The sequence below is a fragment of the Streptomyces sp. NPDC055025 genome (assembly GCF_053608565.1).
In genome coordinates this window covers 38993-54783 of sequence record NZ_JBSGVS010000025.1, presented here as the reverse complement: position 1 = coordinate 54783, position 15791 = coordinate 38993, and the positions used below count along the sequence as shown (strand labels likewise).

The following is a 15791-nucleotide window of genomic DNA, read 5'->3' as shown; positions in this document are numbered from 1 at the left end:
TAATTCGCTGACCTGCAAGGGAGCGAACGGGGCGCCTGTGATTCCCAAGCTCAGAGCGCGAGTTCGATTCTCGTCACCCGCTCCACGTGAGAGCCCCAGGCCAGCGGCCCGGGGCTTCATTGTTGTCTGGACCAGTTCAGGCGTCGCACACCAGATCCGCACTACAGGGCCCACGGGGAAGCACGGCAACGAACCGCAGGCCCAAACGAATTCGGCCCCTGCCCAAACTTGCGGAGTCAGGGGCCGATTCCCACTTGCGTGGCGGTGTCAGGATGCGAACCCGGGTAGGACTTAGCCGACAGTTTTCAAGCCTTTTGCGAGAGCGAAGCTAGAACCGTCCGCGGATCTGCTTACCGGTGTCGCTCTCAGGGTGATTCAGCGCGTCGTAGACCTTGTGGCCGGAGTCACGGGCGCCGCCGGCCCAGGAGACGGCGCCCCTGTCGGTTACCTTGGCCGCGATGCCGCCCCAGTACTTCGCCTCTCGCTCCCACTCGATACCCTCCAACATCCGCTCCAGGGTGACGCCCTCGGGCATGGGGTCGGCGCTCCAGGACATGGTGCGGTTCATGGTCGCACCGAGGCCTGCCATGACGGCCGGGGCGGTAACGGCAGTCTTGGCGTGGAAGAGCGCGGCGTTCTCCTGGAGAAACGCGCCCACCGTCTCCATGACCTCGCGCTGGACGACGGCCCTGTCCGGACGGTCGCCGTTCTCGTTGGCGGGGATATCCTCGTGCTCGATACCGGTTGACGCCGCGTGGATACCGGCCTTACCGAGCATAGCCGTAGCGACTAGAGTCCGCAGGACCGACATCGTCATCCACTCCACGGCCTTGTCCGACACCTGGCGCTTGCCGGTAAGGATCAGGCTGGACAGCGGAACCGTCGTCTCACCGGTCGGCACCTTCAGCGACTCCATCAGCTTGCGCGTCACGGTGGTACCGAAGTCGCGGCCATCCATGGACATGGCCAAGGACTTGTCGACCGGAACGCCCTTTAGGTTGCGGTCGTGGAAGATCTGGCGGGCGGCCATGACGCTGATACCGTGGAAGATCTCGAACGACAGCGGGATCGCGCCAAAGTCGAAGTCCTCCAGGTCGTACGCAGCCGGGTTCAACTTAATCCGGTGCCAGGCAGTGACCTGAGTCTCGCTATCGAGAGCGTAGAGGCCGTCCTTGATCGGCAGGGCCGACGAGCCGTCCTCAGAGATGACCAGCGGACGCGGTGACCACAGGGTAATCTGCGGCAGCGACCAAGCGTTGTCGTAGTCCCCTCGCAGACCGGCCGCAATGTAGTCAGCGTACTCGCCGACGTTTTTAGCCTTCTTGCTGCCCGCAGTGCCAAGGAGCCGCTGGATCTCGGCGCGCGTACTGGCGTACTCACTGATCGGCCGTCCGGCCTTCTGGGCACGCTTGGTGGCGTCCTCGACCTCCTGGGGATCGTTGACGATGGCCAGCAAGTTCTCGCAGTCGATGACGCCGTTCGCCATAACCCCTTTGCGGATCTCCCGGAGGTTGACGGGCAGGCCGGTGGTCACCGGCTTCAAGAACGTGGGCATGCTCAAGATCTCCCCCCATGGGCGCCACTTTGACGCGTCGTCACATTTAGACGCTATAGGTCGCATCATCAGCAGGTCAACTGAGGTGGCGAGAATCCTCGATGAACCGTGCCGCAGTCGATGATTATTGGCTGCGGCAGAGCTTATGACCCCGCAAGCGCACTAGCGGCGAGCTATCCTCACCACATCAGTTGTCCGCGGCCATGGTGGAGGCCCCCGCAGAAGCGAGCTTTGATCGGCTCAGGCCGGGGAGGGCCCCGTCGTCGTGGTCAACACCAGTGACTTCCGCTGCGACGCGCTGATCCTGGATCATGACCGGATCCAGGTGGTGCCGCTGGCTGGCCTCACCGAGGCAGCGGCCCGCACCCGCGCGGAGTCCTTCGCAGATGCCGTCGCCGCAAGCCAGGACCCGGCGCGTACGGCGGTGTGGCGCTTGGCGGCCCAGGAGTCGGTGCACGAGACCCCGGGCTGGCTGTGGGACGTCGCTGCCGAGCACGTCCTGGACGCTCTGGGCCTGGTCGCGGTAGCAGCCCCCGACCAGCTCTGGCCCCGGATCTGGCGGTCGCCGAGGGGGGTTCTGGGCACCCTTCCCCTGCACGCCGCCAGCCATCATGGGGAGGACGCCGAGATCGCCCGCACGGTCCTGGGCCGAGCTGTCTCCTCCTACACCCCGACCATCCGGGCGCTTGCCCACTCTCGCGCGCGGTCACATCGTGGCAGCGGCAGGGTTCTCGCGGTCGCGATGGCTCAGACGCCTGAGGCCGCCGCGCTGGAAGGGGCTCTGCGCGAGCTCCGGCAGCTGGTCGCCGGCTACCCGTACACGCTCGCGCTCACCGGACCGGAGGCCACCGGCTCCCGTGTCCTCGCCGAGCTGGCGCACTACTCCGTCGCGCACTTCGCCTGCCACGCGGTGAACGACCCTGCCGGCCCCTCGGCCGGCCGCTTCCTCGTCCACGACCACCTCGAACGTCCGCTGAGCATGCGGGACATCGCCCACCTGGACCTTACCGCCGACCTGGCCTATCTATCCGCCTGCGAGACCGCCCGGACCGGACCCCGGTTCGTCGCCGAGGCGATCCATCTGACCTCGGCCTTCCAGATCGCGGGCTACTGCCATGTAATCGGCACCCTCTGGCCCGTAGCTGACGACGCTGCCGCCGACATCGCCGTCGACGTGTACGACCACTTGCCGCAGCGCCCCGACGGTACCCCCGACTCCGACGACGTCGCGCTCGCACTGCACCATGCTCCACGTAGGCTCCGCCAGACCTACCGCAGAGTTCCGACGCGCTGGGCGTCTCCTCTCCACGTCGGCAGGTGAGGGAGCACTCATCAACCCAGGAGGGTTCGCAACATAGTGGCGAAGCGGGCGGGCTTGGCCTCGGGCTCGGTCCTCATCAACCCAGGAGGGTCGCACACCGGTCCGAGAGCGAGATGGCGCCGCTTCGTGCAGCCTCGGCCAACGGCCGCTACGAACACTGATCCGCCGGCCGAAAGAGCATGCCCGGCACCGACGCCCTCTGTCACCTCCGCTGCGGCGACAGAGAAGTGGCACCTGTCTGGCACCACTGCCGCACCAGTAGAAGCGGTAAACCACGGCCAATTGCAGCACGTGGCGGCTGCTCCACAGGTCACGCCCAAGAGGCGCGAGTTCGATTCTCGTCACCCCCTCCACGACGAATAAACGGGGCCGGGTCCTTGACGGACACGGCCCCGCTGAATCCGACGGAGCGTCAGCCCGCCCAGACCGCGGCCTCGTCGGCCGGAACGGTGGTGGCCAGGCCCAGTTCCTTGCGGGCGGCGACCGACTTGTTCGGGTCGATGTCGGTGAACGCCGGATCGTAGGCGATGTAGAACGCGTCGGCGCCGGCGGCGTTCGCGGCCTTCTTCCAGTTCCCCGCTGCCTTCGTCAGCGTCGCACGGAGCTTGCCGACCTCGGCGCCCTCGATGCCGTCCAGGCCCTTGACGTGTGCGTCGAGGGCAGCCGCGACGGCCTTGGCCTGCGCCTTGTAACCGGCCAGGTCGTCCTCGACGCTGTCCTTCTCGGGCTGGGTCGCCCACAGGGCCTCGTAGACCGCGTTCGAACCCTTGAGGTACGTGGTCTGCTCGAGCTTGAGGGACTTCGCGGTGTCCAGCGAGCCGCTGAACGTGCTCTTCTCCGCGGTGTAGGTGCAGCTCACCGCGCGGTCGCCGGTCGCCCAGCTCTCCTTGGTCGGGGTGTAGTAGAAGAGGGCGACGCCCTTGGGGAGCGCCCAGGTGTCCGGGGCGTGCCTCTGCGCCTCACCCGGGCAGCGGTTGTCCGCGATCGCCGAGACCCCGTCGTCGCCGGGGTACTCCGTGCCCTTGCCCTTGTCGATCGCGAACTCGCCGATGACCTGGCCCTCGTGCGCCTCGTCGCAGGGCACGATCTCGACGGTGTACGCCATCCCCTCGGCCTTGCTGTTCGGGTTGTAGCAGTCGCCGATGTCCAGCGAGAACACCGAGCGCTGGCGAGCCACCTTCTTCGCGCCGTCCTTGGCGCTGTCGACGGCATCGGAGACGTCCGAGCATCCCACCGCACCGATCGCGAGTAGGGCGACAACGGCAGATATGCCGCGAAGAGAACGGTATGGAGCACGGATGGTCATGACGCGTACATCCTCTTATGTGATCTTTATGAGGGGCACGCGCATCGTACGCCCTTCCTGTGGCCCAGCTGTGCGAAGGCCCTCACTTCACCGCGGCGTCTCTGACTCGCGACAGGCCGCGAAGGTTGTATCCGGGCTGCTCGCAGGTGGGAGTCATGAGGGCCCCGTGCCACCGCTGTGGAACTGGGTACTGTTGAGCGTGGAGGGACGCGGGCAAGGGCGGGCGTACCGCGAAGGACAGGTCCTCCGAGCCAAATGCGGCACGCGCACCGTCATACCGCGAACCCGGCCACTGACGAATCGAGGTTCATGACGATCGCCGGGGCGGTCTATACGGCTGGACCGGCGCCGTCGTCCCACTGCCTCGACTCCTCGGTTTGCCGAGTACCCAACAGAGGGAAAGCGTGCCGACGCGCGCACGCGCGAGCGGACGGAGTACTCCACATCCTTCGCGCAAGCGCACCGACCCCGTGATTTTGTGCGTGAAGTGCCTCGCCGTGCTGATCCAGCCACCCAAGCCGTCTTCGCGATCGCCCAGTCGCGGGCCCAACCCCCATCCCAGCCCTTCAGAGCGGTACACCAGGGTCAGAAACGGTCAACGCAACCGGCTCCAGCACCCCTCGCAGACCCGAGTAATCCCTGGTCAGAGCACTGCGGTGCTTCTAGGCGCCGTTGATTCCCAAGCTCAGAGCGCGAGTTCGATTCTCGTCACCCGCTCCACGACAAGCCCCCAGGTCAACGACCCGGGGGCTATCTGTTGTCTAGACCATTTCAAGGCCGCGTGCCATTCGCGTGCCATAAGAGGCCCACTACCGCACTGAATTGCGAAGCGCGATCCCTTGGACGACGACCTCGCCCCTGCACATCTCATGTAGCGAGATCCATTTCGAGTGATGCGCGCCACACGGCAATCAGGTCAGAGTCCAGGGCCACGGCCGAAGACCGGAGTGTGCCCCAAGCGGGCCAGTCTTCACGGAGAACGGCTACCCCTGTCGGCCGGAAATCAGGTCCTGGAGCGATGCTGTCGACGTCCCGCCCCCCACCCCATCGGCACTTCCGCGCTGGCGCTGGGGGCTCGTGCGTGGGGTGTCACATGTGACTGCGATCATCGCGCTGGCCGACGTGAGTACGTTGGTATGGCGAAGCAGGGGTGGGTTCGAATGGATACATGGCGGAGGCTTTCCGCGCTGGTCGAGGAGCGGCTGACAGCAGCGCCGTCCGGTGAGCAGGGCGTTTTCGCAGCTGGAGTCGCGGAGCGCCTGATGGGCTGGCACGAGGCACTGCCAGCGGACGAGCAGGCCCCGTTCACCGTGGGCCTGCGGCCGCTGCTTGATTCGGTTTGGCAGGGGGTTCTTGGCGACTCGACGGCTTTCTCCGCCGTCAAGCGCGGCGTCGCCGAGTACATGCTCAGCGAGTACTGCCACAACGACGGCCAGGACGGCCCTGACGACGCCGACGAGTCGGCTGCTGCGGCAGCGTTGCATGCCGCGCACGCCTACCTGTTCGCCTGTCGGGAGTTCGCCATCTGGACCAGCAGTCGGGCAGTGGAGGCCGTCGACCAGCGTCTTCAGTATGTGGCTGAGCAGGAGACAGACGAACTTCCCGTCGACCCGGATGAGGCACTGGTCTCCGAGTTGCAACGGCAGCTACAGGATCTCGACCTCATCGCGCGCTTCTCGAACGATCTTCGATTCGTCCGGATGGGACTGCCAATCGACACGTCCATCCGGCTCCGCGTCGAACTGCGCACCCCTCTCTCAAGGCGGGATTAACCTCGCGGGAGGGGTGGGCCGGCCACAAGCATCGAAAAGCATTCCAGTTGCGACAAGCGCCCTCGATAGCGGCTCAGGCACGCCAACTGCGGCCTCGCACCACGGCTTGCCGCATCGGAGGGCTGACTCCGACCAGTCGTCGAGACGGTGTGGCGCATTGAAGCGCCGGACCAGCGGGTTGCCGGTCCGGCGCTCCGTGCAGGGTCACACCTCCCGCAAGGCTGGCCCCATGGAGTCACGCGGACGCAGGACGAACGGGTGCACAGTCGCACCCTCGCCGGTGCCCTCCGCCGCCTTCACCTGCTGACGGCGTACGTCGATGTCGGCGGCGAGCTTGCGCTGGTGCTCCTTGGTGGAGTGCTGGTACATCAACTGCGCCTTCTCGGACGACTGACCCGCGCGGACCATCAGGTCCTTCAGCTTGGTGCCGGTGCGGCGGCGAGGGTGTTGCCTGTGTGCCGCAGGTCGTAGAAGCGGAAATCCCCGGGCAGGCCGACCTTGTCGCGCGCCCTGCGCCACTTGCGGCCGAAGGTGGTCCCCCGCAACGCGGCCCCCTTCTCACCGACGAACACCAGCCCGTCGGGGCCGGGCTGGGCGAACCAGTCCAGGTGCCGCCGCACGTCGACGTGCACGAAGGCGGGCAGTACGATCTCCCGCTTACCCGCACGGGACTTGGGGTCCCCCACGACGCGATGACCGGTGTTCAGCTCGGGCGCGGCACGGCGCACCCATACCGATCCGGCGTCCAGGTCGATGTCGCCCTGCCCCAGCTCGGCCAGTTCCTCCGGGCGCATCGAGGCGAAAGCGCCGAGCAGCACCATCAGGCGCCAGCGCAGCCCGATCACATCGGCCAGGGCGAAGACCTGCGCGACCGTGGCGACGGGGCGCTCGTCCGCCTCCTCACAACCCGCGCCGCGGATCCGGCACGGGTTCTTGCGGATCATGTCGTCCTCGACCGCCGTCTCCATGACGGCCTTGAGCAGCCGGTACGACTTGGCGACCGTCGTCGCCCCCGTGGCCTTCAGCCGCTCCGCGCGCCAAGTCCTCACCCTGGACGGGCTGATTACGTTGACGTACAGCTGCCCGAACGTCGGCTCCAGGTGCAGCCGCAGCAGCCTGCGGTACAGCTCCTCCGTGGTGGGCGCGACGCCCCGCTCGTCGATCCACCGCGTGGCGTACTCACCGAACGTCACCTCGCCTGCGGTCGGGTCAATCCAGTCGCCGCGCGTCTGGTCGGCCTGGACCTGGGCGAGGAAGACCTCGGCGTCACGTTTCGTCTCGTACGTCTCCGGAGCCGGACGCAGCACCCCGTCCGAGCCGGGATAGCGCGCTTGGTACCGCCCGGAGGGCAGCTTGCGGACCGCACCGAAGCTGCGGCGAGGCGCCCTCTTCTGCGCGCCTGCCATCAAGCCGCCTTCCCGTACCGGAAACGGCCGCTGCGTACAGGTTCAACGGTGCGTTCTTCCACGTACGCGGCCAGAACGCTCTCCAGGATACGGACGGGCTTGCCGAGCTTGACATACTCGCGGAGGACATGGAGCTGATCGTCAGCGAACTCGTCGGCAACGCCGTCCGACACGGATCAGGGCTCGGAGTGGGAGTACTGCTCGTCGCGCAAGACGATCTCGTACTGCTGGAGGTCTCCGACGGCACCGCCGGACAACCAGCGGAGCGGCAGGCCAAGGCCGAGGATGAAGACGGCCGTGGACTACTGATCGTGCGAGCCCGCGCCAAGGACTGCGGCTGGCGAACCAACGACCGGGGCGGTACGACCGTCTGGGCGACCATGCCACTCCCCGCCAGGAGGGCGGCCTCGTGAAGCCCCGGTTCGCGTGTGAGGGTTTCGCGCTGCGCGAGGCTCCCGGCGGTGGGAACGCGTACGTCCGGCCCGTGCACTGGATTAGCAGGACCACGGCCAACGACACACGTACGGCCGCGCCCTGGGTCGTCGACCGCCCCACCACAGCCGTCGTAAAGGTCGTTGCGGAACTGGGGTCCCAGACCTCCGACGGTTTCGCGGTGGCGTTCCCCCCGGACAAAACGCGCGTTGCCCGCATGCGCCGTATCACTGCGGCCCACCTGCGGCTGGGGAAGGTCCCCGATCCTCAGGCCGAGAACATCGTGCTCGCCGTCTCTGAGCCGGTCATCGATGGCAATCCGACCTGGGCGGTGCTGCGCTGCGCGGACGCCGTGGACGAGACGGGCCGCGGCCTGTTCCTCGTCGCCGTCTTCGCGCGGGACTGGGGCGTCAGCCACGACGGCACGACGACGTGGTGCACATTCCGCGTCCCCGAAAGGAAGCCGTAATGGTCACCCTCGCGGACATCACCCCTGTGGTCTGCGGGCCCGTCTCCACCCAAGAGACGACGATGCACAGGCTCGTTGACACCCTGACCCGCTCGCTCGCGGACGACGGGATCAGCGACGACCTCTACGACGTCCTGAACAAGGTCCTCTGCGAGCAGGCCGGCCCCGCCCCAGCGGCCCCCGGCTGCGAGGAACGAGCTGATGGTTCCTGTGCCCACCGCGGCCGCGCCAAGTCCGTCGCAAGGCTGTTCCGTGAGCTCCGGCGAGCTGGACAATGCCCCTTCTTACGGCGGCTGTGGTTCGGTCGGGTGGACGGGGGGCCATGAAAACCTTTCGACCACGCAGTCTGTGGTGGGTGGAGTTCTCGCCACGCGGGCCTGTGCCGTTCCAGACGGGAACGGCACAGGCCCGAAGTGATGGCGGATCGCCTTCTCAGATGATTCGGCTGGGATACCGCGATCGGTGTGGGGCCGGTACTGCCGGGATCAGACGGTGCTGCCGGTCAGCGCCACGGTTTCGGGGGTGCCGGGGTAGCCGACGACCTGTTCGGTGGCGTCCCACTTGCCGTCGGCGTGGCGGAGGGTGTGCTTGATCTTTCCGTCGGCGGTGACGACGGCTGCCTGGAATTCGCCGTTGACCGCGGTGGCGTCGACGCCGACGGTGGTGTCGCGGCCGAGTTCGTCGCCGAGGTCGCCGAAGTTGCTCCAGGTGCCGTCGGCCTTGCGGATGGCGTGCTTCTTGTTGCCATCGACGGCGGTGAGCACGATCTGGAGGTCGCCTGCGACGCCGGCGAAGGACATGCCGTTGACCTTGGCAGTGAGTCCCGTCTCCAGGCCGCTGACGGAGCCCCAGTGGTCGCTCCACGTTCCGTCGGAGTTGCGGATGCCGTGGTACGCCTTCCCGTCGGCGGCCACGCCCACCTGGGTCTGGCCGCTGGAGGTGTGGGCGACGGTGACCTGGGTGGCGTTGCCGAGAGAGCCGATCTTGGCGGTGACGTCGCCCCACTTCGACCAGACCTCGCCGGCGTCCTGGGTGGCGTGGTAGACCCGCCCGTCGGCCAGGCCGATCAGGGCGAGCCCGGTACCGGTGGAGGTGACCGCGACGCGGGTGAGGCCGGGCTTGTCGCCGAGTTCGGCGGTCAGGTCGCGGAAGGCTTCCCAGCCGCCGGTGGCACGCCGGTTGGCCTGGTAGAGGTGCCCGTTGCCGCCGACGGCGAAGACGTAGTTCTTGCCCTTGATGGCGGCGTCGGCGGCGAACTCGATGTCCTCGATGGTGCCGGCGACGTTCTGCACGTTGCCGAAGCCGGTCCAGTCGCCGTTGCTGTTGCGCATGGCGTGGTACAGGCCTGTGGTGGTCTTGGTGAGCATCTGAAGGTTCCAGACGTTCAGGGTGGAGGCGGTGTTCTCCGTGATCCAGGCTCGGATGTCGTCCACCCGGCCGGCGGTTGCGCCGGTGCGGGTCTCGTCCGACCCGAGACAGCCTGCCTGCCAGGACGTACTGGCGATGGCGGCGAGTTCGGGGCGGCCGTTCGTCTCGCGGAAGACGGGCGCGCCGGTGTCACCCTTGCAGATGGGGGTGCCGTCGATGCCCACGGTGGTGGCCTCGACCCCTCCCACGGTGAAGGTGCCTGTGTGGAGGGTGTCGGGAACCCAGGTGTTCTGAGTCCGGCCGTACCCCGCGCCCTTCAGAGCTTCGCCTGCGGTGGGCGCTGTCGTCGCGGGGTGCAGGAAAGTGAGGCCGTAGACCGGGGCGGCGAGTTTGGCCAGCACCAAGTCACGGTCGGTCCGGGGGACAAGCTGCGTGATCTCCCGGACCTGACCTGTGGTCGTGGTGAGATCGGGGCGGCCGATGGTCGCGGTGGACTTGAGTTCCGGCGCTCCTGCTCCGAGCGACGTGGCCTGAGCCGGGTCGTCGACGAAGCAGCTGGCAGCAGTGATCATCCACTGGTTGTTGATGAGCGTGCCAGAACACGCACGCACTCCGCCGATATCAAATCTTTGCGGTGAAGTTGCTAGCGCCGCTAGCGGCGGCGTCTCCATCCAAAGCTTGCGCTGGGAGACCGGTGAGCGTGCCGGCGGAGATGGCTGCGGTGAGCAACGCGGCAGCCCACGCCGAACGTGAACCCATTCCGGGCATGTTTGTCCTACTTTTCTTTATGTGGGTCCGAGCTGGTCATTCGTAAGATCGGTGTCTTGAACGGGTTCCTCTGGGCTGTTGGTTGCCTGATGTGATGTCCACGGGCAGGTGCGCGTAGAGGGTTGCCGGTGTCAGCCGGTCACGCGGATCTCGACGAGCGTGGATCGCGCACCACCGATGGTGCCCTCACCCACGGATGCGAAGCCGTCTTTGGCAACTGAGACGGTCTGGGTCTTTCCGTCCGCGGTGAGGTCCGCGGTGAAGGGGTGGTCTGTTGCCTCCAGGTAGAAGACGCGGGGCACTTCGAGTGTGAGATACCCGGTCTTGGCAGTCGCCTTGAAGCAGTAGATGCCGTCCCGGTTGGCGGTCTCGTCCTTCACCGTCATGACGGTGATCTGACTCGCCGACTGGTCGCACTCCGTCAGCACGATGTGGCCGTCTCCTCGTATCAGCTTGATGCCCTTTGTCGCTTCAATGTTCGCGGCATCCGGATAGGAATAGTCCTCGACCGCGTAAGGGGCCGTATCGGCCAGCTTCGCCGGAGATTCAGAAGCTGATGCAAGCGGAATTCCAATAAGCGCAGCAAGTGCGCCAGTCGCTCCAAACGCAAGGAGTATGCGGGAACGGGAAATCACAGGATCACCCTCCTGGTAATGGATGGCCCACGCATCTGAAGGTCCATCAAAGAATAATGAAAACGCAAAGGATGCTGACGGAAAGTAACTTGATCCTCAACGGAAAGTCAACGTGATCAAGGTCACGAAGCCGTCTTCGTTGTCCCAAATTAGGACTTATGACACCAAGCGACCAGGCGCCACCTGGGGCAATTGGAGGTAATTCCCTCTGCGGGCTTTTTCGAGATCGAGTCAAATATGTAGAAAAATGAAAAAGTGGGATTATTTATTTGATTTTTTTCAATGTGGACTTATTCCCGAAAGTCGCAGTGCGGATTCGGTGATTCGGCAGTTAAGGTTTCAGCTCCCTATTCAAAACCGGCAGTTGGCATTGTCGGTATTTGTGAGATGAGTGCTGTGAGTCGAAGAATCGATAGGCAGGGTAAGTTGTGGAGGTTCTTGCGCGCCGTACGCGTGCTGAGCTTCGTTCTTTCGTCTTTTCCTCGTGTGAGAGGCAGGGTCGGCAGGCCGTCTCCTGTGATACTCGGCCTGTGTTCGGGCCTGTTGCCCCTGACGCTTCTGGTGGGGCTGCTGGCAGGACCGGCAACTGCGGCTGCATCGGCTGGGGACGTTGGGGCTGACGCCTTGCGAGTCGCTGCCGCTGAGGAGGTGACTCCGACCGACCGGGGCTTGGTTGTCGACTTCTGGGAGGCGGGCGGCCCTGGCGTCAAAGCAGCCGCCGAGGCGGCCCTGACCGGCAGCGACGCCGATGTACAGACATTCCTGGCCACCGTGGACAACCTGTCGTTCCAGGACGAGCGGGTGAGCGCTGCCCAGCTCGCCAGTGTGGGCGGCACGGAACTGATTGCCGCTGCCCGCCAGGCGCTGCGTGGAACACGGGAAGAGTTGGAGGACTTCCTGGATGACGGCTGGGAAGACCCGATGGAGCAGGATGACCGGGTCCGGGTGGCTCAGGTCATCTCCGTGGGCGGGCCGATCGTGCAGGACGCCGGGCGTGCGGCGTTGAACGGGACTGCTGACGACATCCGGAAGTTCCTCGCGGACGGGCAGTACGACCAGCGTGAGCAGGATGAGCGGGTCCAGCTCGTTCAGATCCTCAGTGCGGGCGGCCCCAACGTGCAGGCGGCCGGGCGTATCGCGCTGAGGGGTGGCGCCGAGGAGATCCGGGAGTTCCTGGAGATCGGTCAGTTCGTCGCGCGTGACAAGGACCAGGAACACGCCACGGTCGCGCAGCTGGCTGCGCAGGCGAAGGAAGCGGGTCGGCAGGCGGCCAAGGAGACCGAGTCCGCCAAAACGGAGTCCGCCAAGGCGGTCGAAGCGGCGCAGCTCGCGAAGGAGGCTGCGCTCAAGGCGGCGTCCGAGGCTGAGGCGGCCAAGGACGATACTGAGGAGGCCGCGCGCGCGGCGGGTCGTGCGGCCACGGCGGCGTCCCAGGCGGCCGCGTCCGCGCGGCAGGCGATCAACGCGTCCCGTGCCGCGAACAACTCGGCTCGTGTCGCGGCGAACGCCGCCTCACAGGCGGCCGCTGCCGCGGCCGGTGCGTCGCAGGCCGCGTCCCGGGCCCGCTCTGCGGCGGCTGACGCGGCGGTGGATGCGGGGAACGCGGCTGCCGCGCGTGAGGCCGCGGTCAACGCCCGTGCCGCCGCCAAGGGTGCCAACCTTGCCGCCGACGCTGCCGACCAGGCGTTTGAGGCCGCCACCGCCGCCGGAGTGGCAGCCCGTTCAGCGGCGAGCGCGGGCGCGAATGCGGCCCTCGCCGCCAACGCGGCGATCGAGGCCAGCAACTACGCGGACGGCTCCAGCGCGGCAGCCGCCGAGGCACGTGCCGCGGCCGCCGCCACCCAGCGTCACGCCGCCGAGGCCAATCGTGCCGCGGCCGCTGCCGAGGCCCTGGCCCGCAAGGCCGCGACGGCAGCGGGCGATGCACGGGACGCGGCCCGGTCAGCCGCGGCGCACGCCAACAACGCGGCCGACGCGGCCGATGAGGCGGCCGATCACGCGGGCGAGGCTGCCACCGCTGCTGACAGGTCCACCGCGCACGCCAACGCGGCCACCGAAGCCGCGAACGAGGCCACCGACGCCGTACTCAAGGCCCATCAGGTCTACACCCTCGCCCGTGAGGTGGAGGCCGAGGAACTGCTCGGCCGCACCAACGCCGGTATTGAGCTCGCCAAGGACCAGAGAGCGGCCGACACCGCCAGGACCGCGGCGGTCGCCAAGTTGGAGCAGGGGGTCAAGGACCGCGACGCCGAACGGAGCCGGCTGGCGGCCCAGGCTGCCGAGTCCGGAGCCGACCTGACGGCCGTCGCCGGCGAGGGCCGCAAGCTGGCCGTGGAAACGATGAAGAACGGCACAGCGTGGGGACGTGCCGCAGCCGAGGCCGCTCTGGCCGGCCCCGACGAAGTCGTCCTCGACTACCTGCGCAACGGCTGGACCACCGCGAAGGAACAGGACGACCGCTCCTACGTCGAGCGGCTCGCCGAAGAAAGCGACACCGAAGAACTGCGCGAGGCAGCCGAGGCCGCCCTCGACGGTGACGCCGCCACCATCACCGAATTCCTCGACAACGGCCAGTACCAGGTCGTCTCCGAGATCATGCGGGTCGGCATCGCGCAGGTCATCTCCGAAGCCGGACCGATCCTGGCCGAAGCCGGCCGCAACGCCCTGAACTCCGGCGACCCGAAGGAATACAGCGAGTTCCTGGGCAGGACGCAGGTTACCGCGCGGACACAGGACGAGCGGGTCAGGGCAGCGCAGCTCGTTGACAGCGGCGGGCCCGAGGTGCAGTCGGCGGCCCGCATCGCGTTGGCGGGCCCCCCACAGACGCTCCATGCCTTCATCGCCTCCGGCCAGTACATCGCCCAGCGCAAAGATCACCTCACCGCCACCCACGTGGCCCAGATCCAGAAACTGATCGCGGACGCGGCGAAGATCGCGGCCACCGCCCAGCAGAACGCCGCCACCGCACAAAAGGTCGCCGCGACCGCCCGCAAGGCCGCCGCCGAAGCCAACCAGTGGGCACAAAAGGCCAACGCCTCGGCCGCAGAGGCACAGCAGTACGCCGACCAGGCAGCCCAGCACGCCCAGGACGCCCAGGAATCGGCGGCCAGCGCGGCAGCATCCGCCACCACCGCACGCAACGCTGCGAACCAGGCCAACCTTGCCGCCGAAGACGCGGCCCTGTCCGCCTCGGACGCCACCCTCTCCTCGGAGACTGCCCAGGCGGCGGCATCCACCGCATGGGTCGCCGCCGACCAGGCACGCCAGTCGGCCATCGCCGCGGGCAAGGACAAAGAGGCAGCTCTCACCGCCGCCACCGAAGCATTCACCATCGCGGTCAAGAAATATCGAGAGGAGGAGGAAGCCAGACGCCAGGCCGCGGTCAAGGCAAAACAGGAAGCGATGAACGACCCGGGGGCACGCGCCCGCGCCCTCTACCGCTGCCCAACCCTGCAATTCGGAGTCCCTTGCGGCTCGGGAGAATTCGCCCGCTGGTGCACGCACAACGAAATCTATTGCGAAATCCTCGCCGAGGGACCCGCGTTCGAAGCGGCCATGAAACAGATATGGGACTTCGAAAAAGAGCTGCTAGGCCTCAGCAACCTCGAAGCATGCCTCGACAAGAAGGACTTCGAGAACTGCGGCAGCCTCGCAGCCGACGCCCTCATCGGCGCCAAACTCAAAGCACTGGACAAAGCCTTTGACGGCCTGAAGCTTCTTAAGCGAGGCTGTAAGATCATTGGCGGGACTTCGGTTGCATCGACTGCGGCGTTCACAGCCTCGGCGGCGGGTGCCTCCGACTACGGTTGCCTGGAAGGCAAGCAAAACCATGTTGTCCATGATCCTGTCACCGGCAACATCATTACTGACATCGATCTCTTCGAGTATGGTGTGATGTGGGAGGAGAAAACCGCCATTTATGGCGATACCGACTGGATCGGTAAGCACATCGACAAAAAACTGGCCAACTATCTGAAGTGCCGGGAACTGTTGCCAGGCTATGAGAACGCGCCGATCGGGTTCCGGTTTACCAAGTCTGGAATGGACCCAAGGTTCCGGGCGGCGCTGCATGAACGGTTCGAAGAGCTCAGGCGGGAGCACCCGGGCCTCGACTTCAGGCTGGAGATCGCTGATTAAGCTGACCTCGAATCCAGCGCGAATCGCACCGAGACATCCCACGAAGGCATCGGAAGACAGCGCATGAAGCACCCCTGTCATTTCTGATGTCGGCTACGGCGATGTTACGGCCGTCGCCGCAGGTGGACCTGGTGTGGGTAAGTAAGAAGTAAAACAAGATCGACTAAAAGGTACCGAGATGAGCCAGTACTTCGACATAGGTGAAAAAACCCTGTGGAACCCATCCAGCGGAGTCTCGCATCTATTTCAACGACAGGTAGAAATTTTCGAGGCGGAGTTGAAACTCTCATCGGGTATCGAGCCGATGAGGAATGACGAGTGTCAGATCGACCCGGCCACCTTCGAAACATTCGTCAACGCCCTACTGGTGCACCGACGGACGAGCCATACTGTGCTGGTTGCGCTCTCGGAAGGCTTCACTGCCACCGTGCTAGTACTCGCAGAACGCGCTGGGATCAGAGTGGACTGGACCCAGCTCAGCGCTACCCCGGAAGACGCTGCCGAAAGAGTACAGGTTTCCGCTGCCGTAGGGGTTCGCGCTCCCTCTGTTGGTCGATCATGGGGTGCGGGACTGCGCGAGAAAGTACAGGAGCTTGGGGGCAAAATGCCTTGCTGAATAAAT

10 protein-coding genes and 2 pseudogenes are annotated in these 15791 nt (G+C 66.2%); 6 read left to right on the top strand and 6 right to left on the bottom strand.

Translation table 11 applies throughout. From position 1 onward, the window contains the following. Positions 1-328: 328 nt before the first annotated feature. Entirely contained in the window at positions 329-1555 is a 1227-nt protein-coding gene (locus tag ACWGDX_RS17365) for a DNA sulfur modification protein DndB (RefSeq protein WP_453626417.1), read from the bottom strand. Positions 1556-1820: 265 nt separating this feature from the next. On the opposite strand from ACWGDX_RS17365, the gene ACWGDX_RS17360 reads away from it, so the two are divergent. Further along, complete coding sequence (locus ACWGDX_RS17360) at positions 1821-2876, top strand: CHAT domain-containing protein (protein WP_453626415.1); 1056 nt, start codon at positions 1821-1823, stop codon at positions 2874-2876. A 412-nt stretch (positions 2877-3288) separates the two neighbouring features. On the opposite strand, the gene ACWGDX_RS17355 is transcribed toward ACWGDX_RS17360, so the two are convergent. Next, positions 3289-4182 carry a septum formation family protein gene (locus ACWGDX_RS17355; RefSeq protein ID WP_453626413.1) on the bottom strand — a complete coding sequence of 298 codons (894 nt, stop codon included), beginning with the start codon at positions 4180-4182 and terminating at the stop codon, positions 3289-3291. Positions 4183-5342: 1160 nt separating this feature from the next. Between ACWGDX_RS17355 and ACWGDX_RS17350 the strand changes: the two genes are divergently transcribed. Beyond that, positions 5343-5954 carry a hypothetical protein gene (locus tag ACWGDX_RS17350; RefSeq protein ID WP_453626411.1) on the top strand — a complete coding sequence of 204 codons (612 nt, stop codon included), beginning with the start codon at positions 5343-5345 and terminating at the stop codon, positions 5952-5954. A 204-nt stretch (positions 5955-6158) separates the two neighbouring features. Here the strand turns inward: ACWGDX_RS17350 and ACWGDX_RS17345 are convergent. After that, positions 6159-7360: pseudogene (locus ACWGDX_RS17345) on the bottom strand (tyrosine-type recombinase/integrase). Beyond that, positions 7360-7476, bottom strand: a pseudogene (locus ACWGDX_RS17340) (excisionase); the annotation flags it as partial. The pseudogenes ACWGDX_RS17340 and ACWGDX_RS17345, both read right to left, overlap by 1 nt. Before the next feature lie 12 nt (positions 7477-7488). Between ACWGDX_RS17340 and ACWGDX_RS17335 the strand changes: the two are divergent. Together ACWGDX_RS17335 and ACWGDX_RS17330 are read left to right on the top strand one after the other, a co-directional pair. Continuing rightward, positions 7489-7773 (top strand): ATP-binding protein, encoded by a 285-nt coding sequence (locus tag ACWGDX_RS17335; RefSeq protein ID WP_453626409.1) that lies wholly within the window; start codon positions 7489-7491, stop codon positions 7771-7773. Then, complete coding sequence (locus ACWGDX_RS17330) at positions 7770-8261, top strand: ATP-binding protein (RefSeq protein WP_453626408.1); 492 nt, start codon at positions 7770-7772, stop codon at positions 8259-8261. The genes ACWGDX_RS17335 and ACWGDX_RS17330 overlap by 4 nt, the downstream gene beginning before the upstream one ends. Before the next feature lie 485 nt (positions 8262-8746). Here ACWGDX_RS17330 and ACWGDX_RS17325 read toward each other — a convergent pair whose 3' ends face one another. Next, the gene (locus ACWGDX_RS17325; RefSeq protein ID WP_453626406.1) at positions 8747-10300 is read right to left on the bottom strand and encodes a trypsin-like serine protease; all 1554 of its coding nucleotides are present in this window, start codon (positions 10298-10300) and stop codon (positions 8747-8749) included. Between the two features lie 228 nt (positions 10301-10528). After that, on the bottom strand, positions 10529-11032 hold the full coding sequence (locus ACWGDX_RS17320) for a hypothetical protein (RefSeq protein ID WP_453626404.1): 504 nt from the start codon (positions 11030-11032) through the stop codon (positions 10529-10531). Between the two features lie 648 nt (positions 11033-11680). Between ACWGDX_RS17320 and ACWGDX_RS17315 the strand changes: the two genes are divergently transcribed. Both ACWGDX_RS17315 and ACWGDX_RS17310 read left to right on the top strand, forming a co-directional pair. Further along, complete coding sequence (locus tag ACWGDX_RS17315; RefSeq protein WP_453626402.1) at positions 11681-15169, top strand: ALF repeat-containing protein; 3489 nt, start codon at positions 11681-11683, stop codon at positions 15167-15169. 178 nt (positions 15170-15347) lie between these two features. Beyond that, the gene (locus ACWGDX_RS17310; RefSeq protein ID WP_453626400.1) at positions 15348-15785 is read left to right on the top strand and encodes a DUF6086 family protein; all 438 of its coding nucleotides are present in this window, start codon (positions 15348-15350) and stop codon (positions 15783-15785) included. Positions 15786-15791 lie beyond the last annotated feature (6 nt).